The sequence below is a fragment of the Brucella pituitosa genome, assembly GCF_003049685.1.
Classification (GTDB): Bacteria; Pseudomonadota; Alphaproteobacteria; order Rhizobiales; family Rhizobiaceae; genus Brucella; species Brucella pituitosa.
This window is the reverse complement of the sequence record NZ_PYSY02000001.1, coordinates 1,829,663-1,849,982: the sequence shown is the minus strand read 5'-3', so window position 1 is coordinate 1,849,982 and position 20,320 is coordinate 1,829,663. Positions and strand designations below refer to the sequence as shown.

Genomic DNA, 20,320 nt, shown 5'->3' with positions numbered 1-20,320 from the left:
CTATAAGTAGCCTGAAAACATAAAAACCGCACATGAAGATGTGCGGTTTTTGTTTGTAAAGCGGAAATATTGCGATCCGTACCTTTATGAAGTATAGGTGTGATTGTTTTGATCACTCAATTTATCGGTACTGCAATGCTTTTTTATTTAATTGTTTCTTTTGTTAGTGTGTTGTTGTCAGCTATTTTTTGGGTAACAAACTCTACTCCAGCGTCTTTTGTTTAAGTAGATGTTCCGCGTTGCTGATGCCAGGCGAGCGCCCGCACGATGTCGTCGGCGGCAATTTTGCCGATGATGGCACCGTTCTCGACAATGCCCACATCGCCGCTGCTGTCTGCAATAACACCCATCAGTTCACGGATAAGCGTTTCGCGTCGAGCAGTTGCCGCAAACGGCCGAGGCGCGGCATTTCGATCAAAGGGCATCATGATATCGCCTGCGCACAAAACGCCCAGCGGGTTCATATGCGCCACGAAATCGGCGACATATTTATCCGCCGGCTGCAGAAGAATTTCCTGCGGGGTACCGCATTGAACAATGCGCCCGCCTTCCATGATGGCAATGCGATTGCCTATTTTCATAGCTTCGTCGAGATCATGACTCACGAAAACGATTGTTTTCTTGAGCCGCGACTGAAAAGCCAGTAGTTCGTCCTGCAAACGCGTGCGGATGAGCGGATCGAGCGCTGAAAACGGCTCATCCATGAGCAGGATAGGTGCGCCGGTTGCAAAGGCACGAGCCAGGCCGACGCGCTGCTGCATGCCGCCGGAAAGTTCGCCGACCTTGCGCTTGGCCCAGTCCTGCAGGCCTACAAGTTCAAGCTGCTTGCGTGCCTGTGCGAGCCGCTCTTCCTTGCGCATGCCGGAAATTTCCAGCCCGAATGCCACGTTCTCTTCAACCGTGCGCCATGGCAGCAGACCAAATTGCTGAAACACCATCGAGACGAGTTCGGTGCGCAGATGACGAAGCGTTCCCCGATCGGCTTTGCCGACATCGATTGTCCGCTCACCGTCACGCACCAGAACGCGGCCGCGTGAAATTGGATTGAGCCGGTTGATGGCGCGCAGCAGTGTTGATTTTCCGGAACCAGAGAGGCCCATCAGGACGAGAATCTCGCCTTCCTGAATATTGAGCGCGCAGTCATGCACGCCCAGAACGAGATCGGTTTCAGCCTGAATTTCCGAACGTGAAGCGCCACGATCTGCCAGTTCCAGCGCACTATCGACATTCTCGCCGAAAATGATGCTGACATCTTCCAGTGCGATGATCGTCATGGTCGTGTCTCCTATTTCTCGCGTCCGGCGCGGAAGATGCGGTCAAGCACAATGGCGACCACGACAATGACGAAACCTGACTCAAAACCCAGTGCGGTATTGACCGAGTTCAGGGCTCGGACCACCGGCACGCCAAGACCATCAGCCCCCACGAGCGCTGCAATCACCACCATGGATAGCGACAGCATGATCGTCTGTGTCAAGCCGGCAAGAATTTGCGGCATGGCATAAGGCAGCTCGATTTTCCAGAGAAGCTGTGTGCGGGATGCGCCGAAAGCTTCACCGGCTTCTATGAGCGAGGAAGGCGTCGATGAAATGCCAAGATGGGTAAGTCGCACCGGCGCGGGCAGCACGAAGATCGCTGTTGCCAGCAAGCCCGGCACCATACCGATGCCAAAGAAGACGATAGCCGGGATCAGATACACAAAGGTCGGCAATGTCTGCATCAGATCGAGAATCGGCCTCAGGACTGCATAAAGCGTAGGGCGATGGGCGGCTGCAATGCCGAGCGGTACGCCTATTGCCATGCAGAGGAAGCAGGCTGACAAAACCAGCGTCAGCGTTTTGAGCGTGCCGTCCCAATAGCCTTGATTGATGATGAACAGAAAGCCGATGACGGTGAGGATCACCACCGAAATGCGGCGCTGGATGAACCAGGCGATCACGGCAAAAATGGCGATCAGGATGAGGGGATGGGGGAACTGCAATAAGTATAACAACCCATCGATGAGCCACTGCATGATCGCAGCAAGCGTATCGAAAAAACCACCCATATTGTTCGTAAGCCAATCGACCACCGACTTCGCGGTTGGTCCGACTGGAATCTTATAGTCCGTCAGCCAGTTCAACGATCATGTCTCCTGCTGCGTGCTTTTTGTTTATCTTAACGCGCATCCTGTCCGAAAACCGCTTCACCCTTTTCGGGATGCGCTCCGATAGTTTACTCACAAAAGAGTAGGCCGCGGTGATCCGCGGCCTGTGGCTTTAAAGATTACAAGCCGAGTTCCGACTTTACGGCTGGCAGACCTTCCTTGCCATCGGCGGTGGTCACACCGTCGAGCCATTTGTCGAGAACAGCAGGATTTGCCTTGAGCCAAGCAGTTGCAGCCTTCGCTGGGTCTTCGCCGTCGTCAAGAATCTTGCCCATGATCTCGTTTTCCATTTCGAGCTGGAATTCGAGATTGGTAAGGAATTTGCCGACGTTCGGGCATTCCTGCGCATAGCCTGCACGGACATTGGTTTCGACTGTCGCGCCGCCGAGGTTCGGGCCGAAGAAATCGTCGCCACCGGTCAGATAGGCGATTTCAAAGCGCTTGTTCATCGGATGCGGCTCCCAGGCGAGGAAGACGATCGGCTCTTTGCCGCGGACGTTCTTGCCAACCTGTGCAAGCATGCCCTGTTCGGACGATTCAGCGAGTTCAAACGACTTCAAACCAAAAGCATCCTTGCTGATCATGTCGAGGATCAGACGATTGCCATCATTGCCGGGTTCGATGCCGTAGATCTTGCCGCCAAGCTTGTCCTTGAAAGTGGCAATATCTTTGAAGTCCTTGAGGCCTTCATCATAGGCATATTTTGGTACGGCGAGGGTGTATTTCGCGCCCGTCAGATTGGTGCGGAGCGTTTCGACGGTCTTGTCATCCAGATAAGGCTTGAGATCGGCGCTCATGGACGGGTTCCAGTAGCCGAGGAACACGTCGATGTCCTTCTTACTGAGCGACGCATAGGTCACCGGCACAGAAAGAACCTTGATGTCGGTCTTGTAGCCGAGGCCTTTCAGAATTTCGGTGGCTACCGCTGTGGTGGAGGTGATGTCGGTCCAGCCCACATCGGAAAAGCGAACGGTGGAGCAGCTTGCCGGTTCGGCCGCAAAGCTGGTACCGGGCAATGCAACAATAGCTGTCGTGAAGGCTAGCGTGCTCAATGCAAACTTGAGTGTGGACGTCGATGTGGACTTCATTTCTCTCTCCATTAACCGGGCCGTTTTGACGGTTGATTGTTTTTCCGGTTCCGGCTGTTAGCAAACACCAAAGATTTCGCCGATCAAGTACCATTGCGGCGAAAATATTTCTGATTGCGACTTTGGGGTGTGTTGTACTCGTTTTTCTGGACCGTCAGTCAAAAAGGTTCTGCAGATGAGGCTTTTAAAGCCGAAGCAGTGCGAAGTGGCGCCATGTTACGCAAGGGGCATCTTGTTTCAACCCTTGAGCGCTGAAAACACGCGATAAAGTCGGAGACAGACTGGTTCAAGGTTGTCGAAAAGCTTGCCGCACTCTATTTGAGATGTGTGAAGCTCATCAGAATATGCTGATCATTGGTCAGTGGCTTTTCGGGCCAGTTGCCCGGATAGATCAAAGTGTCGGATAGCCTGCAATTGCAGGCAAGAGGAAGGAATTTTTACGGTGTGGAATGCAGTACGGGGCGTTTTCTCCTTCCTTGGTCGATTTATCGCGGCATTGGCCCGCTTGATAGCAGTACCGCTCGGCGGTTTATGGGGGCTTTTTCTTAAATTGGGAAATTTGTGGAAAGTTGCGATTGCCGTCATCGTGATCGGACTTGGCGGCCTTTATATTTATTTTATCTGGCAAACGCAGGTCTGGACTAATTTCAATCCCGACTATCCCGCCAAGTACAGCTACCAAACGGCGGTAACACCCGGCGAAGCAGTTCAGACGACGCCTGTGCCGCTCGCGGCAACGCCCGAACCTGCAACGTCAACACCTTCCGAAAAAAGCTCTGGCGGCACGGATACGACACCTGCTGCTGGTAACGGCGACACAAGCACGCAATCCGAAACCCCGACAGAATCACAGGCGCAGCCGATGCAGGCCGCGCAGATTCCATCGACTGCGCGTAAGTGTTCGCCTTCTGCAATTGCCGAAGTTGCGGCTGATCTCACTGATTTCAACGTGAACCAGAATGCGTGGATTTCCTCCATGCTGCTCTACAAGGTTGGCTTCTTTGGAATCGATTGGGATCGCACGCCTTTCCTCGACAACAAGGCGTCGTTCCAGCGCGGCATCAATGCAGCTGTGCGCCGCACGGCAATCGAGTTGGTGGACAATATCGGCCGTCTGCGCGGCACCTCGCAAATCGATGGCGATCTTCAAAAGGCACGCGGTAATCTGCAGTTTGCCGAAGATGCCTGGTATTTCGGCCTGAGCCCGTTTGGTCCTAAGACCCCGACGCCAAGCTATTATCGCTCGGCCATCAAGGACCTGCGTTCGTTCAACACGCGTCTTGAAAACTGTCAGGCCACGTTTGATGCGCGCGCCGACAATCTGATTCAGTTTGTCGACCGTATTGCCAGCGATCTGGGTTCGACCTCAGCAATCCTCAAGGATCGTGCCGAAAACTATCATGCCGGTTGGTTCGATACGCGTGCCGATGATCGCTTCTGGTTCGCCTATGGCCAACTCTATGCCTATTACGGTCTGCTGCGTGCTGCCCATTCGGATTTCCGCGGTGTTCTGGCTGAAAAGCATCTTGATGGTGTGTGGGACGAAATGGAGCGGCAGTTGCGCTCGGCGCTCGATATGCAGCCATTCATCGTTTCCAATGGAAGCCCTGATGCTTGGTTTACGCCATCGCATCTGACGACAATGGGCTTTTATATCCTGCGTGTTCGGTCCAATCTGGTCGACGTAAAGCAGGTTCTGGAGCGCTGATCTGCGATGGAATTGCCGTCACTATTGCGTCAGGCTGTGGACGCGTCGCTTGAAGGGGTAGCTCTGGCTGACCTCAAGCGTGCGTCTGAGGTTCTTTCGCGGCGCTATCGCGCGGAAACGCGCGATGGACGTCTGCATATTTCTGATGAACTTGCGGCCAAGGCTTATCTTGCTGCACGACTGCCTGCGACCTATGCCGCAGTGCGCGCAAGCCTTGAGAGTGTTGCAGAAGTGTGCCCGTATTTCACACCTCAGACTATGCTTGATGTTGGCTGTGGGCCGGGGACTGCACTTTGGGCTGCGCGCGAATGCTGGTCTGATCTCAAGTCTGCGACCATGATCGAAGCAAGCCCGGCGATCCGTGCTGTGGGCAGCAAGCTTGCAGAAAATGTGGGGTTTCAAACCGAGTGGCGCGCAGGCGATCTGGTCAAGGAAAAGCTTGATTTGCCGCAGGCGGATCTCGTGACGATTGCCTATGTTCTTGATGAGCTCGCTCCCCTTGATCGCAAGGTGCTTGTCGAGCGGCTATGGGCCTCGGCCCGTCATTTGTTTGTGATTGTCGAACCGGGAACACCTGCAGGCTGGCAACGTATTCTCGATGCACGCGCAGCGCTCATTGAACAGGGCGCGCATATTGCGGCGCCATGCCCGCATCAGCTCGAGTGCCCGTTGGTTGCACCTGACTGGTGCCATTTTTCGCGTCGTGTTGCCCGTTCGCGTATTCATCGTCTGACCAAGGATGCCGAGGTGCCATGGGAAGACGAGAAGTTCATCTATCTGGCTGCAACACGTGATCCGTCGCTTGCTGTATCAGCGCGGGTGATTGCGCCAACGCGTATCGGTGGCGGCAAGGTCGCATTGAAGCTGTGCAATGAAGATGGAAGTGCTGAAGAACGTCTTGTCACCAAGCGGGATGGCGAGTTTTTCCGCTGGGCGCGTCGTGCCGATTGGGGCGATGCGGCACTTGGAAGTTAGGCTATGAAAATCAGTCTCGTCCAGTTGCGCTTGCTCGAAGCAGTAGCCGAAACCGGCAGCGTGGGCGCGGCAGCGCGCAAGCTTGGCCTCACTCAATCGGGTGCCAGTCAGGCGCTGGCGACGCTGGAAAAAATCCTCGGACTGGATCTGCTTGCCCGCAAACGTGATGGTGCGATGCTGACTGCTTTCGGGCAGACTATTCTTGATGATGCGCGCAGTGCTTTATCGGCTGTGGACCGGATCGAAGCGCAGGCACGCAAGATGGTAACGAATGTGCCAGACAGGCTGCGCGTGGCGGCTATTCCCAGCCAGCTTGAATATGTTGTGCCTGATCTGCGTAAAACGTTTCTGCGGCTTCATCCGCGTGTGGAGTTAAGCACCTTTGAAGGTGGTCATGACGATGTGAGTCTCTGGGTCAGCGAAGGTATCGCCGATTTGGGTATTACCTCGTTACCGGCTTCAGGTCTTGAAGCAACAGAAGTGGGGCAGGAGGAGCTGGTCGCCGTGGGGCGCCGTGATGATCCATTCATGCGGCGTGATCTGGTTGCTCCAGGTGATTTGCGTGATCGACAGCTGATTGCGGCTGCTGGATGCGAGCTGATCATCGATCGTATCATTCATGCGGATAGTGGCGCACGCAGCGAGCAGGTCAGAACGAGGGACGTCGCTACCGTGCTCGAAATGGTGCGGCATGGCATCGGTATGACACTGCTATCGGAAATCAGTCTTCCGGGTTCCGATCTGCATGATCTGCGGGCGATCAGGCTCGATCCACCAACGTTCAGGACGGTCTATATCGTTTATCGTGCGGATAGCCCGGTAAAGCACTTGATCGACAGTTTCTGTGCGGTTGCCAAAGAAGCAAATATCAAAGCGGCATAAGAATTTCTAATATCTCATATTTGGCTTATCCGTGCCGTCTGCATTTCGGGTTTCTGCAATAGTCGCCCCACTATTCACGAAGCAGGGCACAGCAGATATGACGGCCACCACAGATACGACTATCTCGGTTTCAACATCCAATACGATAAGGGGCTTGGTCTGGGGGCTTTCGGGCGTCCTCGTCTGGTCAGGTTCATTCGTGCTGACCCGCTTTGGTTTTAAAACAGCACTCATGCCATCGGACATCATTGCATTACGCTTTGGCGTGGCAGGGTTGGTGCTGTTGCCGGTGGTCTTCGCGAAAGGGTTTGGCTTCCGGCAATTGGGGCCGCTTGGCTTCGTGCTGCTCGCGTCCGGCGCAGGCTTTCCCTATGCGCTTCTGACGGTTTATGGGCTGCAATTCGCGCCTGCATCGCACGCGGCAGCGCTTATCCCTGGCCTGATGACAGCACTCGTCGCTATCCTGGGTGTTCTTTTGCTTCAGGAACGGCTGGCGCTGTCGCGTTGGGTCGGGGTGGTGCTGATCCTGATTGGAAGCGGGTTGATCGCAGGCCTTTCACAATTGGGCGGGCAGGAGATGATGGGGCATCTCTCCTTTTTTGCAGCTGCGCTGGTCTGGTCGATCTACGTGATGGTCTTTCGCCGGAAAGGCATGGATGGTCTTCATGCTACGGCGATTGCAGCCGTTGCCTCTGCTCTGGTGTTCCTGCCGATTTACGTGCTTTTTCTTAACAAGGGCATTAGCGAAACCGCTTGGGGCGACATCGCTCTGCAGGGCTTTTATCAGGGCGTTCTGACCTCGGCCTTCGGTGTCTTTGCTTTCAATCGTGCAGTCGTGCTGTTGGGAACAGCGGCAGGAGCAGCCCTGTCCGCTCTCATCCCGGTTGCGACGTTGGTATTGGGGCTTTTGCTGCTTGGTGAGGTGCCGGGATGGACCGACACTGCTGCTGCCCTTCTGATCAGCCTCGGTGTGCTGGCGCTGAACAGAAAGGGCAGGAGACGATCCGAGTGCTGACCTGATTTCAATCAGATCGGCACTCGGATCATTTTTCTTTAGCGCGCATCTTTTCCGAAAACCGCTTCACACTTTTCGGAATGCGCTCGAGTGGATTGAATTTGACGTTTGAATCCCGACTGACATCAATGCCGTTTCAAACGTCAAATTCGAAAAATCCACTAGATTCATAAAGTTGCTAGTGGTCTTCGCGATTCCGACATTTGTTCGGTGCTTGTAACTGCGGGATCCAAATGTCGGAATCGAACCACTAGCATCATGATGCCTGAAGCACAGCACGTCTCGACGGGCGATTGATGAGAAACACCATCGCAGCAGCAGCGAAACACATAGCACCTGCCAGAATAAGTGCTGGTGTGTAGCTATCGTAATCGGTGCGGACATAGCCTGCGAAAGCCGCAGCTGCAGCCGCGCCCACCTGATGGCCAGTGAATACCCAGCCAAACACCATGCCAGCCTTTTCAGGGCCGAACTGTTCAGCCGCAAGCTTTACGGTTGGTGGCACGGTGGCTACCCAGTCGAGGCCATAGAACACTGCGAAGAGTGCAAGCTCGTAGAGTGTGAAATCTGTGAACGTCAGATAGATGAGCGACAGGCCGCGCAGGGCATAGAACCAGAACAAGAGCCAGCGATTGTCGAAGCGGTCGGTAAGCCAACCAGACGCAATCGTGCCGATGAGATCGAAGGCACCGATGACCGCGAGAATGCCCGCTGCACCAACAGGAACAATTCCGAAGTCTCCGCAAAGCGCAATCCAGTGGGTCTGGATCAAGCCGTTTGTGGAAAAACCACAGACGAAGAATGTGATGAATAGCACCCAGAAGGTGGTTGTGGATGAGGCCTCACGCAACGTTACCAGAGGCGAGAGCAACATCGATGCAAAGCGCTTCTTTGGTTCTGCTGCAGGCATGGGCGCTGTACGACCATATGGCTTGAGGCCAATATCGGCCGGATTGTCGCGCATCAGCGCCAGAACCAGCAAAAGGGCTGCCAGCAGGAAGGAAATGACAATTGTAAGCGACATGCGCCAGCCGATGTTTTGGCTTACACTGGCCAGAATTGGCATGAAAATAAGCTGTCCGGTCGCGTTGCTGGCCGTCATCATGCCGACGACGAGGCCGCGGCGCTTTTCAAACCACCGTGCGGCAACGGTCGCGCCCAGCACGAGCGCGGTCATGCCTGTGCCAAGTCCGATGACGACGCCCCAAAGTGCCACCATCTGCCATTGCTCCGTCATGAAAATCGAGCCGACAAGGCCCAATGAAATCATGATCAATGCTGTCATGACCACCCGACGAAGACCAAACTGGTTCATGAAGGCAGCTGCAAATGGCCCCATCAGCCCGAACAGAACCAGACGCAGAGCCATGGCGAAGGAAATATCCGCGTTGGTCCAGCCGAACTCACTTTGAAGTGGCTCAATCAATATGCCTGCTGATCCCATCGCCGCAGCCGTTGCCAGCATGGTGAGGAAGGTGACAGCAGCGACGACCCATCCATAATGGATGTTTCGTTGCGCAAGAAAACTGGCAAGGCTGGCTGAAATCATTCTCGGCGCTTTCGGACACTGGCTGATTTTTGAACAGCCGCAAAGTTGAAAATCAACCCAGTTTGCCAGTTACAGGCTGAATGGGCTTTTGGTCATTGTTTTCAGTCAAAGGCGCGGAGAAGGGTAAGCAATTGCTCCACTCCCTCGCTCCCAAGTTTTGCTTCTATTTCTTCCTGTGCCTCATCCCATAGCGGTGCGCCGCGCTCGACAAGGTCGCGGCCCATCGCCGTCAAAGCGATGTGGGTCTCACGATGATCTTCACCCGGCGTCTGTTCGACGAGGTCCATACGCTGCAGCACCTTCGCATTGCGGCCCATGGTTGACCGATCAAGATCGGCAAGCCGGGCAAGTTCGGTCAATGAGATCGATTGCGCGCGCGAAATCTTTCGCAGCAGGCTGAACTGGGCAACATTGATGCCAAGCGGCGCCAGCGCTTGGTCGTAAACGCTGGAAGATTTTCTCGCCGCCTGGCGCAGAAGGATGCAGAAACATGGATTGGACATTATGCGGGTATATACCCGTAAATAATTATTGGCAAGCGGATATCGGCAACGTGCCGTCTCATACTGTCATCACGCTGGCAGTAGGTTTATACGGGTTGCCGATGATTCCAGTGTCACACAGCGATGTGCGACGTTTCTTTGACCTCTTCCATAACCGCGTAGGTGTGGGACTCTCGCACGCCGGGTAACGACAGCAGCGCCTCCGACAAAAACCGCCGATAATGATCCATATCGGATACGCGTGCTTTGATCAGATAATCGAAGCCACCTGCAACCATGTGGCACTCCAGAATGTCGGGATTGCCACGTGTGAAAGTAGAGAATGTTTCAAAGACTTCCGGTGTGGTGCGGTCGAGTTTGATCTCGATAAAGACCAACATTGAGCGATCGAGCATTTTGGGCGACAGATGCGCTGAATAGCCGAGAATATACCCCTCTCGCGTCAGGCGCTTGACGCGTTCTGCGGTTGCAGTCTGGGAAAGATTAATGCGATCAGCGAGTTCAGTGTTGGTCAGTCGGCCGTTTTCCTGAAGCGCGTGCAGAATACTCCTGTCCATCGCATCGATATTTTTCATCGTTGTCCCCATTTGACTGCCTGCTTCGGCGTCTTTTTATTGATTAATTATAAATGATTTGCTTGCGAAATGAATCCGAATTCTGCGTTTGGCGCAAGGTAAAACTTTTGACGCACACATAAGTTGGATCCCTTTCATGCGGTTGAAAAGAAGGGATCAACGATAGAACTAACAGTTGCCAGCTATATACAACCTATAGTAGTATGCGGGTATACTTAAAGTGATATTGCACGTATAAAGTCATGACGTCTGGCAGGTGTTATACCTACTGCTCGCCGGTAAAGGTACGCCGACCATAAGTCGAGTAGTCCTGAACAAGGGCGAAAGCAGTTTCAGTTGAGGCTGAAGCTGCTCTATCTATTTGTTTTGGCGCATTTGCGTCACGCAAAGTCGCTTTGCGTTTTCGGCTCAGGTCCTGGTGGATAGTCTCGACCGGTTCATATGTCCGGATTTTCTCCTCACCGTTCTATCCGGCATAGTCTGAAAAATTTCGTTCTGCAGCGAAACTGACAAGTATGACAGGAGTGGGATGACAGGAACGGGATGGCAGGCATGGTGTGCTCCGTTCAGGAGTTCAATTTTCCAGTTGCAAGCGATGCGAGGGAAGGCTAACAGTATCGCCATGAACATTTCGCGCATTGATACAAAAATCTGGTGGTGGGCTCGCTAAAAGCGGCCACGCAGGCGTTTGTGCATTTGCGTTTTAGATAAGGCCGCTGGGATTATCCGGGCGGCCTTTTTGTTTGGCTATCCGAATAATGCCGGGTTTTGGAAGTGCTCGATAACGTATAACACTTGGGAATTGCCAGTCATGAATGCGAAGATTGCGGATAGCGAGATATTCAGGCACGAGACAGCGGGCGGCGTTGTTGTCGAACGCGTGCGCCATCTGACTGCTTATAAGGGAGCCATCGAAACTTATATCGATGCTCTCAATGAGCGGCGGGGCGCGGTCTTTTCTTCCAACTACGAATATCCTGGCCGCTACACGCGATGGGACACGGCAATTGTCGATCCGCCAGTCGTGATCACCTCGCGTGCTCGCCAGATGCGTATCGAAGCGCTAAACAAGCGCGGCACGATCCTGCTGCGTCCGATCCTTAAGACGGTGCAGGCGCTTGCCGAAGTGAAGGTCGATAAGGCCGACGAAGATCTTATCGAGCTGACGATTGCTGAACCCACCGGCACCTTCACCGAAGAAGAACGCTCACGTATGCCGTCGGTCTTTACCGTGCTGCGTGCGATTGTCGGCCTGTTCTTCTCTGAAGAAGATGCAAATCTCGGCCTTTACGGTGCTTTCGGCTATGATCTCGCATTCCAGTTCGATCCAATCCAGTACAAGTTGAAGCGCCCGGACGATCAGCGTGATCTGGTGCTTTTCATTCCTGATGAAATCTTTGTGGCGGATCATTATTCGGCACGCGCCTGGGTAGATCGTTACGAGTTTGTTTGCGGCGGTTCATCCACACACGATCTTGATCGGGCCACACCAGTGCAAGCTTTCAAGCCTGCTGAACGGGACCTGGAGCGCGGTGATCACAATCCTGGCGAATATGCCAAGCTGGTCGAGCGTGCCAAGGCCAGCTTCCAGCGTGGTGATCTGTTCGAAGTTGTGCCGGGACAGACGTTCTATGAACGCTGCCACACGGCACCCTCCGAGATTTTCCGACGCCTGAAGACGATCAATCCATCTCCATATTCCTTCTTCATCAATCTCGGTGAGAACGAGTATCTGGTTGGCGCTTCGCCGGAAATGTTCGTGCGCGTCAATGGCCGTCGCATCGAGACCTGCCCGATTTCGGGCACAATCAAGCGCGGTGAAGACGCGATTTCAGATTCCGAGCAGATCCTGAAACTGCTCAATTCCAAGAAAGACGAGTCTGAGCTGACCATGTGCTCGGACGTGGATCGCAACGACAAGAGCCGCGTCTGCGAGCCGGGTTCTGTACGCGTTATCGGTCGTCGTCAGATCGAGATGTATTCGCGTCTGATCCACACGGTTGACCATATTGAAGGCCGTCTGCGCGATGGCATGGATGCGTTTGACGGCTTCCTCAGCCACGCATGGGCTGTAACGGTAACCGGTGCGCCGAAGCTCTGGGCTATGCGCTTCCTTGAAGAAAACGAACGCAGCCCCCGTGCATGGTATGGCGGTGCTATCGGCATGATGCATTTCAACGGCGACATGAATACCGGTCTCACGCTTCGCACGATCCGTGTGAAAGACGGCGTGGCTGAAATCCGTGCCGGTGCGACGCTGCTGTTTGATTCCAATCCGGAAGAGGAAGAAGCAGAAACCGAACTGAAAGCATCTGCAATGATTGCCGCCGTGCGTGAAGCGCAGAAGAGCAATCATGTGGTAGAAGAGCGGGTGGCGGCAAAAGTGGGCGAGGGGATTTCGATCCTGCTTGTGGATCACGAAGATTCTTTTGTGCACACACTCGCCAATTACTTCCGCCAGACCGGCGCAACAGTTGCGACCGTTCGTTCGCCGGTTGCTGAAGAAGTGTTCGATCGCATCAATCCTGATCTTGTCGTGCTGTCGCCCGGACCGGGTACGCCTCAGGATTTTGATTGTAAGGCGACCATCGACAAGGCGCGCAAGCGGGAACTGCCGATCTTCGGTGTCTGCCTTGGGCTTCAGGCGCTGGCCGAAGCCTATGGCGGTACGCTGCGCCAGCTGCGCATTCCGATGCATGGCAAGCCGTCGCGTATCCGGGTTTCAAAGCCGGAACGCATCTTCTCAGGCTTGCCGAAGGAAGTGACGGTTGGGCGCTACCACTCGATCTTTGCCGATCCTGAACGTCTGCCGGATGATTTTCTGGTAACGGCGGAGACGGAAGACGGCGTCATCATGGCATTCGAACATAAGAAAGAGCCTGTGGCAGCCGTTCAGTTCCATCCCGAATCCATCATGACGCTGGGGCATAATGCGGGGATGCGAATGATCGAAAATGTTGTGACGCATCTGGCAAGAAAGCATAAAGCGCGTCGTAGCAACTACTAACAGCATTTCTGTTCGACAAAACAATCAACCGGCCGTGGTGAAAACTGCGGCCGGTTTTGCATTTAGGGCCTTATAAAACCATAGTTTTCCGGAGCTGCTTTAGCGAACCATTTGCAACTGTAATGCCTTGCATTTGCAGGAGAAAATTAAATGCGATAAGTGCAGAAGAGGGGTTCGATACTTGAGCTTTCTAGGCTATAGAACGGCTATCGAAATGCTGCTGACTGGCTTGGCCAGAGTGAATGCGCAGTGAGCTTCATATTGAGCTCAACCCGCTGGTCGGGACAAGAATTTAAGTATCTGAAGGTTCGTGATGGACGCGAGTGTAAAAGTTCGGCGGCTCGCCGCTTGGTCGATTCCTGTTGCGCTGGGCGTAATGGGGCTGAAATATCTGGCCTATGCGCTGACTGGCTCCGTGGCACTCTATTCGGATGCTCTGGAATCGATCGTCAATGTCATTGCGGCACTCGGTGCATGGTGGGCAATCAGTGTCAGCTACAAGCCAGCCGACGAAAACCATCCGTTTGGTCATCATAAGGCAGAGTATATTTCGGCAGTTGTTGAAGGTGTGCTGATTACGATTGCAGCCCTTTTGATTGCAAAAGAAGCATGGTCTGCGCTTGAGAATCCGCGTCAGCTTGATGAGCCGTGGCTGGGTCTTGCGATCAATACGGGCGCTGCTGCGATAAATGCTTTCTGGGCTATGCTGCTCATTCGCACGGGTCGCAGTGCGCGTTCGCCTGCTTTAGAAGCAGATGGCCAGCATATTATGACTGACGTGTTTACGTCGGTCGGCGTTCTGGTTGGCCTTGTCGGTGCCGTCATTACGGGTTGGGCGATACTCGATCCGCTGCTCGCAATTCTGGTTGCGATCAACATTCTCTGGCAGGGCTGGGGCGTTATCAATAAATCAGTGCAGGGCTTGATGGATATTGGGGTCGAGCCTGCCGAGGAAATGCGCATTCGCGATGTGATTTCAGCGAATGCCGGTGGTGCGCTGGAAGTTCATGATCTCAAGACCCGCATTGCAGGCCGTGTCACCTTCATCGAGTTTCATCTGGTTGTGGTCGCCGATATGAGCGTGGGCGACGCACATATCATATGCGACCGAATCGAAGATGCACTGAAAGCGCAGATCGAAAGCGCGCGCGTCGTGATCCACGTTGAGCCGGAAGATGAGGCAAAACTGCCGCTGGGCACGAGTTCCGTGCCTTTTGCATAGAGCGCGTTTCGATCTGATTTTATCAGATCGGCGCTCTAATCTTTATATTTGATGCGCATCCCATCCGAAAACCGCTACGCACTTTTCGGGGTGCGCATAAAACAAATAGCAGCTTGCGCGTTTTGAACCTCGAGTGTAAAAGCGTCTCCATGGTTATGAAGAACGCAACATCTCTGGAACATTCCGCCGCCGCTTCCAGCGCGCGCGTAAATGTTTGCGTTCTAAACTCGCTTCTTACCCTCGGCCTTAGCGGCGATCGCCGGGCTCGTTGAAAGGAGCGTCCGGCGGTCGATTGAAGTCCCGCTGACGCATGCTCCTTTCTCAAAATCCACATTTGAATTTTAAGACGAGATATCCGTGTCGTTATGACAGTGCAGAACTGTTTGCGCCGGGAGGATGAGAAGACCATGAACCATAATCCAAATACGACTGTCTCCGCTGCAAAGCCTAAAGGCATGCCTGACGCGGCTGTAAAATATTCGCCGTTTCCATTTCCAAAGCTTGATGACCGTACATGGCCTGCAAAGCGCATCGAGAAGGCGCCAATCTGGTGCTCGGTCGATCTGCGCGACGGCAATCAGGCCTTGGTTGACCCAATGGGCCACGACCGCAAGGAGCGCATGTTCCGCCTGCTGGTCGATATGGGTTTCCCGGAAATCGAAATTGGCTTCCCATCGGCTTCGCAGACTGATTTCGACTTCTGCCGCTGGGCAATCGAACAGGGCGATACGCCTGACGAAGTTGATTTGCAGGTGCTGGTGCAGTGCCGCCCTGAACTGATCACGCGTACTTTTGAAGCGCTGGAAGGTGCGAAGACGCCAATCATCCACTTCTACAATTCGACCAGTGAATTGCAGCGTCGCGTCGTTTTCAACAAGGACGTCAAGGGCATCAAGCAGATTGCGACCGATGCTGCAAAGATGATCATGGATATGGCTGCGAAAGCAGCCAATGCTGAAGGGGGTGGCTATCGCTTCCAGTATTCGCCGGAAAGCTTCACCGGCACCGAGCTGGAAGTGGCGCTGGAAATCTGCAATGCGGTGACAGAAATTGTCAAACCGACTGCTGAGAACAAGCTGATCCTCAATCTGCCTTCAACAGTCGAAATGAACACGCCAAATGTTTATGCCGACCAGATTGAATGGATGTGCCGCAATCTCGATAATCGCGAAAACCTGATCATTTCGCTGCATCCGCATAATGACCGTGGCACGGGCATCGCTGCGACCGAACTGGGTCTGATGGCCGGTGCTGACCGTGTTGAAGGTACGCTGTTCGGCAATGGCGAACGCACCGGCAATGTCGATGTGGTGACGCTGGCGCTCAACATGTACACGCAGGGTATTGATCCTGAGCTGGATTGCACAGACATCAATCGCATGAAGGATGTGTACGAATATTCGAACCAGCTGAAGATTGCAGAGCGTCACCCTTATGTGGGCGAGTTGGTCTATACGGCTTTCTCAGGCTCGCATCAGGATGCGATCAACAAGGGCATGAAGGTTCGCAAGACTGCCAATTCACCGGTCTGGGAAGTGCCATATCTGCCAATCGATCCGCAGGATGTTGGCCGTTCCTATGAAGCGATCATCCGCATCAATTCGCAGTCGGGTAAGGGCGGTATCGCTTACATTCTCCAGGCCGATTACGGCCTGAATCTGCCACGCAATCTGCAGGTGGAGTTCCGCGAAATCATCCAGAACATTACGGATGAAGAAGGTAAAGAGTTGCCATCCAAGCGTATTCATGAAGAGTTTCAGAAGCTCTATGTGGAGCAGGCGGAAGGCCGCATCAAGTTCGTGGATCACCACACCTATCCTGATCCCGAGCAGAAAGGCCGTCGCATTCTGACCGCTGAAATCACTGATAATGGCGTGACCAAGAATATCGAAGGCAAGGGTACAGGCCCGATCGATGGCTTCATCGATGCGCTGTCGAAATATCTCGGCGTGAAAATGTCGGTTGTTGATTACTCCGAGCATTCACTCAAGCAGGGTTCGGACGCAGCGGCAATTTCTTATGTCGAAGTCGCATATCAAGACGGCAAATTGTTCGGTGCCGGTATCAACGACAATATCGTCAGCGCTTCACTGGAAGCCATTGTTTCGGCTGCCAATCGTGTGATCGGTAAGTGATCGAAGAAAAAGGCGGCAGAAATGCCGCCTTTTTCATTTATAGTGTCAGAGCGACCTTTGTGGGCCCAATTAGGCCCACGGCGCTCTAATAAAGCTTCTGCTCTGAAATTTTGATGATGCGCTCGCTCGCATCTTCGATACCGTGCTGTTCCCATAAACACAGCCAGCCACCTTCCGGCTTACGGTCGATATTGAAGATATTATACCGTGCAGGTGGCTTATGCCCACCGAAATTCTGGCTTGCCGATGGCACGCAAACCACAGGAACCTTGTTGCCATTCGGCCCATCAATGTCATAGCGCGTGGCGAGATGCGTGTGTCCATGAATGACCAGTTCTGCGCCATGTTGGCGAATGACTTTCTGGAAACGACGGATACCATAGAGCCGCTTATGCGTGGGCGTTGCACCGTGGATTGGCGGATGGTGGATCATCACAACACGGAAAAGACCCCGCGAACCAGCTTCGTCAAGCAGTTGCGCAAGGCGTTTGGCCTGAGCGGAGCGAAAATCGCCACTGGCCATAAAAGGTGCCGTGGCGCGTGCCGATGAAACGCCGATCATGGCGACCGGACCGCGCGCGCGCATGTACGGGAATACCGGTCGCTCGTCGTGGTTGTCGATGCCATCGCCACGCATCCATGGTTCCCATTTGCGGCAGGATCTATCGAGCGCGCCCGGAACATATGCATCGTGATTGCCGGGCACAACGGAAACATCGTCGGGGTTACCGAGGCCGGTAAGCCAATCGCGGGCGATGTCGATTTCCAGATTGAGCGCCAGATTGACAAGATCGCCGGTGACCGCAATATGATCAGGGTTCTGCGCCAGCATATCGGCAATCAGGCTGTCCAGCACTGTGCCATGCATTGCGTTCTTACGGTTTCGCAGCCAGTTGATGTAGCCGGTAATGCGTTTTGACGCTAACTCGCGATAGCGAATGCGTGGCAGAGGCGACAGATGGATGTCTGAGATATGGGCAAGCCGAAACATATAGTCGGTGTACTGTATTATTTTTTAAACTGAAACCGTGTTTAGCGACTTTTTGTTGAGGTCTTTGCTGCAATGATCTCATCAGGAATATTTGTTCAGGATCGACGGTATGCGCTTCCGCCATTTTTTGTTTCATACGTATTTCTTATTGAGGCGCCCCATGACCTTGGGTGTCAGGGCAATTGTATTTGATGAAAAGAAAAACTCCGTATTTCTGGTGAAGCATACTTATGTCCCCGGCTGGCAATTGCCGGGCGGTGGTGTTGATAGCGGAGAAACATTCGGGCAGGCGCTTGAAAAGGAATTGCGTGAGGAAGGCAATATTTACCTCACCGGTCGGCCCGAGCTTTTCGCCCTTTACAAGAATGCTCATGCGTCACCGCGAGATCATGTAGCGCTTTATGTCTGTCGGGCCTTTGAACAGACAGAGCCGAAAAAGCGTGACAGAGAAATTGCGCAGGCGGGCTTTTTTCCGCTCGATAACTTGCCCGAAGGCACAACACCTTCGACCAAGCGTCGCTTGCAGGAAGCGCTTCATGATCTCGATCCGCTTCCGACGTGGTAATGAAAAGGGCGCTTTCGCGCCCTTATTTATTAGAGCATTTCCAGCAAAAGTGCGAAGCGGTTTTGCGTCGGATAATGCGAAAAAACAAAGAGATAGAGCATTTCCAATGTTTCAAGAAAAACAGGAAATACTCTAAAGATCAGAAGCGGTATGTAATACCTGTACCGATCAGCCAGGGATTGAGCTTGGCCTTGCCGCTGACCTGAGTACCACCAGCCAGTGTGGCGTCGAATTTTGGTTCGAGGAAGAGCTTCTTGACGTCGAAGTTGATACCCCAGTGTTCATCAAGCATATAGTCGAAGCCGACCTGAAGCGCGCCGCCAAACGTGTTCTTGACCTTGAGATAGTCAACGCCTGCTGCATCCTGATTGTAGAAGATCGTGTAGTTTACGCCTGCACCGACATATGGCTTGAATGCGCCAAAATTGGTGAAATGATATTGCATGGTCAGGGTCGGAGGCAGCATCCAGACCTTGCCGATCTTGCCCAGACCTTCGATGGAACCAGTGCCATTGATATTGGCATAGGTCGTGCCGAGGATGAGTTCAGCAGCCAGATTGTCGGTAAAGTAATAGGTGATATCGAGTTCTGGGGTGATCGACTTCGAGTAATCAAGACCAGAGCCATCAACGCCGTTTACGTAACCCTTGTTTTCAGCGATGACGCCGAGAGCGCGCACACGGATCTGCCACGGTGACAGGGCCTGCGGAACGGCAACGATTTCGGTTGCTGGCTGGGCGACAATCGCATCGGCAGCAAATGCTGCTGGTACTGCAAAGCTGAGCGCGGTTGCAGCCAGAAGGCCTTTGGCAAAGCGGTTCATCATTCTCTCCTTCAAGTCTTGGGTAGTGATGCGCGCAATCTGGACTGCGCCGCAGGACGCCCCATTGATCTAGATCAAAGAGGCGCCCAAGATTTGAGGAAGTGCTGATGTTCTCGTCAGACTGTTGCAGGAAAGGCTCAGTTGCCTAGTCTATCCCGATCATGCGGGGCTGAGAAATCGATATCCGGGCCAAGCGGAACGATGCCTGTGGGATTGATCGTCTTGTGACTGCGGTAATAATGGCCCTTGATGTGCTCCATATCGACGGTCGAGGCTACACCCGGCACCTGATAGAGTTCACGTGTGTAGTTCCAGAGGTTCGGGTAGTCCGCGATACGACGCAGATTGCATTTGAAATGTCCGACATACACCGGATCAAAGCGTAAGAGCGTCGTGAACAGGCGCCAGTCGGCTTCGGTCAGGTTCGATCCGGTCAGATAGCGCTGTGTTGAAAGCTTATCTTCCAGTTTATCGAGTGTGTTGAACAGCTGACCGAAGGCTTCTTCATAGGCATCTTGCGTTGTGGCAAAGCCGGCACGATAGACGCCATTGTTGATGTTTGGGTAGATGAGGTCGTTGAGTGCATCGATCTCACCGCGCAATTGCTCCGGATAGAAATCAAGCGTTGCATCACCAAACTCATCAAAGGCGCTGTTGAGCATACGAATGATTTCAGCCGATTCGTTGGAAACGATTGTTTCGCGTTGCTTGTCCCACAGAACTGGCACCGTCACGCGACCGGAATAATGCGGGTCGGCGCGGGTATAGATTTCATGCAGGCGGTTTGACCCGTAGAGAGCGTCGCCAGTGCTGCCGGTTGTGCCGTAGAACGTCCAGCCTTCTTCGAGCATGAGATAATCGACAACCGAGACGGAGATGACGTCTTCAAGTTTCTTCAATGCGCGGAAGATCAGCGTACGATGTGCCCACGGGCAAGCGTAGGATACATAGAGATGATAGCGGCCGGGCTCAGCTTTGAAGCCACCTTCACCGCTCGGACCTGCGCTACCATCCTTCGTCACCCAGTTACGAAACTGCGATTTTGAGCGTTCAAAGCGGCCCTTTGTATTTGCGGTGTCATACCAGACATCATGCCACTTGCCGTCTACCAGAAGTCCCATGTGATTTCTCCTTTT

At 53.6% G+C, this 20,320-nt stretch carries 17 protein-coding genes; 8 read left to right on the top strand and 9 right to left on the bottom strand.

Going from position 1 to position 20,320, the window contains the following annotated elements; genetic code table 11:
- Window positions 1-221: 221 nt before the first annotated feature.
- From choV to C9380_RS09125, 3 genes are all read right to left on the bottom strand, one after another.
- On the bottom strand, window positions 222-1,274 hold the full coding sequence (choV, locus tag C9380_RS09135) for a choline ABC transporter ATP-binding protein (RefSeq protein WP_100558699.1): 1,053 nt from the start codon (window positions 1,272-1,274) through the stop codon (window positions 222-224).
- An 11-nt stretch (window positions 1,275-1,285) separates the two neighbouring features.
- A complete protein-coding gene (gene choW / locus C9380_RS09130; RefSeq protein WP_111786196.1) occupies window positions 1,286-2,122 on the bottom strand; it encodes a choline ABC transporter permease subunit in 837 nt (278 codons plus the stop codon).
- A gap of 143 nt (window positions 2,123-2,265) precedes the next feature.
- Window positions 2,266-3,234 (bottom strand): choline ABC transporter substrate-binding protein, encoded by a 969-nt coding sequence (locus tag C9380_RS09125; protein WP_024899384.1) that lies wholly within the window; start codon window positions 3,232-3,234, stop codon window positions 2,266-2,268.
- 442 nt (window positions 3,235-3,676) lie between these two features.
- On the opposite strand from C9380_RS09125, the gene C9380_RS09120 reads away from it, so the two are divergent.
- From C9380_RS09120 to C9380_RS09105, 4 genes are all read left to right on the top strand, one after another.
- Window positions 3,677-4,942: a DUF2333 family protein gene (locus C9380_RS09120; protein WP_128093412.1), complete on the top strand. Its 1,266-nt coding sequence runs from the start codon at window positions 3,677-3,679 to the stop codon at window positions 4,940-4,942.
- A gap of 6 nt (window positions 4,943-4,948) precedes the next feature.
- Window positions 4,949-5,917, top strand: a complete 969-nt coding sequence (locus tag C9380_RS09115) for a small ribosomal subunit Rsm22 family protein (protein ID WP_128093411.1) — start codon at window positions 4,949-4,951, stop codon at window positions 5,915-5,917.
- Window positions 5,918-5,920: 3 nt separating this feature from the next.
- Window positions 5,921-6,799 carry a LysR family transcriptional regulator gene (locus C9380_RS09110; protein WP_128093410.1) on the top strand — a complete coding sequence of 293 codons (879 nt, stop codon included), beginning with the start codon at window positions 5,921-5,923 and terminating at the stop codon, window positions 6,797-6,799.
- Between the two features lie 97 nt (window positions 6,800-6,896).
- Window positions 6,897-7,814, top strand: coding sequence for a DMT family transporter (locus C9380_RS09105; RefSeq protein WP_128093409.1), 918 nt, complete (start codon window positions 6,897-6,899; stop codon window positions 7,812-7,814).
- Between the two features lie 256 nt (window positions 7,815-8,070).
- On the opposite strand, the gene C9380_RS09100 is transcribed toward C9380_RS09105, so the two are convergent.
- From C9380_RS09100 to C9380_RS09090, 3 genes are all read right to left on the bottom strand, one after another.
- Complete coding sequence (locus tag C9380_RS09100; RefSeq protein WP_024899389.1) at window positions 8,071-9,363, bottom strand: MFS transporter; 1,293 nt, start codon at window positions 9,361-9,363, stop codon at window positions 8,071-8,073.
- Window positions 9,364-9,464: 101 nt separating this feature from the next.
- Entirely contained in the window at window positions 9,465-9,866 is a 402-nt protein-coding gene (locus C9380_RS09095) for a MarR family winged helix-turn-helix transcriptional regulator (protein WP_024899390.1), read from the bottom strand.
- A 113-nt stretch (window positions 9,867-9,979) separates the two neighbouring features.
- Entirely contained in the window at window positions 9,980-10,441 is a 462-nt protein-coding gene (locus tag C9380_RS09090; protein ID WP_024899391.1) for an Lrp/AsnC ligand binding domain-containing protein, read from the bottom strand.
- A gap of 811 nt (window positions 10,442-11,252) precedes the next feature.
- On the opposite strand from C9380_RS09090, the gene C9380_RS09080 reads away from it, so the two are divergent.
- The 3 genes from C9380_RS09080 (at window position 11,253) to leuA (ending at window position 16,805) form a co-directional block, all read left to right on the top strand.
- Window positions 11,253-13,448, top strand: a complete 2,196-nt coding sequence (locus tag C9380_RS09080; RefSeq protein ID WP_100558705.1) for an anthranilate synthase component I — start codon at window positions 11,253-11,255, stop codon at window positions 13,446-13,448.
- 313 nt (window positions 13,449-13,761) lie between these two features.
- Window positions 13,762-14,670 carry a cation diffusion facilitator family transporter gene (locus tag C9380_RS09075; protein WP_024899393.1) on the top strand — a complete coding sequence of 303 codons (909 nt, stop codon included), beginning with the start codon at window positions 13,762-13,764 and terminating at the stop codon, window positions 14,668-14,670.
- 407 nt (window positions 14,671-15,077) lie between these two features.
- Window positions 15,078-16,805: a 2-isopropylmalate synthase gene (leuA, locus tag C9380_RS09070; RefSeq protein WP_024899394.1), complete on the top strand. Its 1,728-nt coding sequence runs from the start codon at window positions 15,078-15,080 to the stop codon at window positions 16,803-16,805.
- Window positions 16,806-16,890: 85 nt separating this feature from the next.
- Here leuA and C9380_RS09065 read toward each other — a convergent pair whose 3' ends face one another.
- Window positions 16,891-17,796, bottom strand: coding sequence for a metallophosphoesterase family protein (locus tag C9380_RS09065; protein ID WP_128093408.1), 906 nt, complete (start codon window positions 17,794-17,796; stop codon window positions 16,891-16,893).
- Between the two features lie 109 nt (window positions 17,797-17,905).
- Here C9380_RS09065 and C9380_RS09060 point away from each other — a divergent pair, with 109 nt between their 5' ends.
- Window positions 17,906-18,361, top strand: a complete 456-nt coding sequence (locus C9380_RS09060) for an NUDIX domain-containing protein (RefSeq protein ID WP_128093407.1) — start codon at window positions 17,906-17,908, stop codon at window positions 18,359-18,361.
- Window positions 18,362-18,500: 139 nt separating this feature from the next.
- Here the strand turns inward: C9380_RS09060 and C9380_RS09055 are convergent, their stop codons facing one another.
- A complete protein-coding gene (locus tag C9380_RS09055; RefSeq protein ID WP_100558706.1) occupies window positions 18,501-19,184 on the bottom strand; it encodes an OmpW/AlkL family protein in 684 nt (227 codons plus the stop codon).
- A gap of 137 nt (window positions 19,185-19,321) precedes the next feature.
- Entirely contained in the window at window positions 19,322-20,305 is a 984-nt protein-coding gene (locus tag C9380_RS09050; protein WP_128093406.1) for a glutathione S-transferase family protein, read from the bottom strand.
- Between the last annotated feature and the right edge of the window lie 15 nt (window positions 20,306-20,320).

What these genes read in the sequence shown, in the direction of transcription:
- choV (WP_100558699.1), bottom strand. Translation starts at nt 1,274, where the DNA reads ATGACGATCATCGCACTGGAAGATGTCAGCATCATTTTCGGCGAGAAT.
- C9380_RS09125 (WP_024899384.1), bottom strand. Translation starts at nt 3,234, where the DNA reads ATGAAGTCCACATCGACGTCCACACTCAAGTTTGCATTGAGCACGCTA.
- C9380_RS09115 (WP_128093411.1), top strand. Translation starts at nt 4,949, where the DNA reads ATGGAATTGCCGTCACTATTGCGTCAGGCTGTGGACGCGTCGCTTGAA.
- C9380_RS09110 (WP_128093410.1), top strand. Translation starts at nt 5,921, where the DNA reads ATGAAAATCAGTCTCGTCCAGTTGCGCTTGCTCGAAGCAGTAGCCGAA.
- C9380_RS09105 (WP_128093409.1), top strand. Translation starts at nt 6,897, where the DNA reads ATGACGGCCACCACAGATACGACTATCTCGGTTTCAACATCCAATACG.
- C9380_RS09100 (WP_024899389.1), bottom strand. Translation starts at nt 9,363, where the DNA reads ATGATTTCAGCCAGCCTTGCCAGTTTTCTTGCGCAACGAAACATCCAT.
- C9380_RS09095 (WP_024899390.1), bottom strand. Translation starts at nt 9,866, where the DNA reads ATGTCCAATCCATGTTTCTGCATCCTTCTGCGCCAGGCGGCGAGAAAA.
- C9380_RS09090 (WP_024899391.1), bottom strand. Translation starts at nt 10,441, where the DNA reads ATGAAAAATATCGATGCGATGGACAGGAGTATTCTGCACGCGCTTCAG.
- C9380_RS09080 (WP_100558705.1), top strand. Translation starts at nt 11,253, where the DNA reads ATGAATGCGAAGATTGCGGATAGCGAGATATTCAGGCACGAGACAGCG.
- C9380_RS09075 (WP_024899393.1), top strand. Translation starts at nt 13,762, where the DNA reads ATGGACGCGAGTGTAAAAGTTCGGCGGCTCGCCGCTTGGTCGATTCCT.
- leuA (WP_024899394.1), top strand. Translation starts at nt 15,078, where the DNA reads ATGAACCATAATCCAAATACGACTGTCTCCGCTGCAAAGCCTAAAGGC.
- C9380_RS09065 (WP_128093408.1), bottom strand. Translation starts at nt 17,796, where the DNA reads ATGTTTCGGCTTGCCCATATCTCAGACATCCATCTGTCGCCTCTGCCA.
- C9380_RS09060 (WP_128093407.1), top strand. Translation starts at nt 17,906, where the DNA reads ATGCGCTTCCGCCATTTTTTGTTTCATACGTATTTCTTATTGAGGCGC.
- C9380_RS09055 (WP_100558706.1), bottom strand. Translation starts at nt 19,184, where the DNA reads ATGAACCGCTTTGCCAAAGGCCTTCTGGCTGCAACCGCGCTCAGCTTT.
- C9380_RS09050 (WP_128093406.1), bottom strand. Translation starts at nt 20,305, where the DNA reads ATGGGACTTCTGGTAGACGGCAAGTGGCATGATGTCTGGTATGACACC.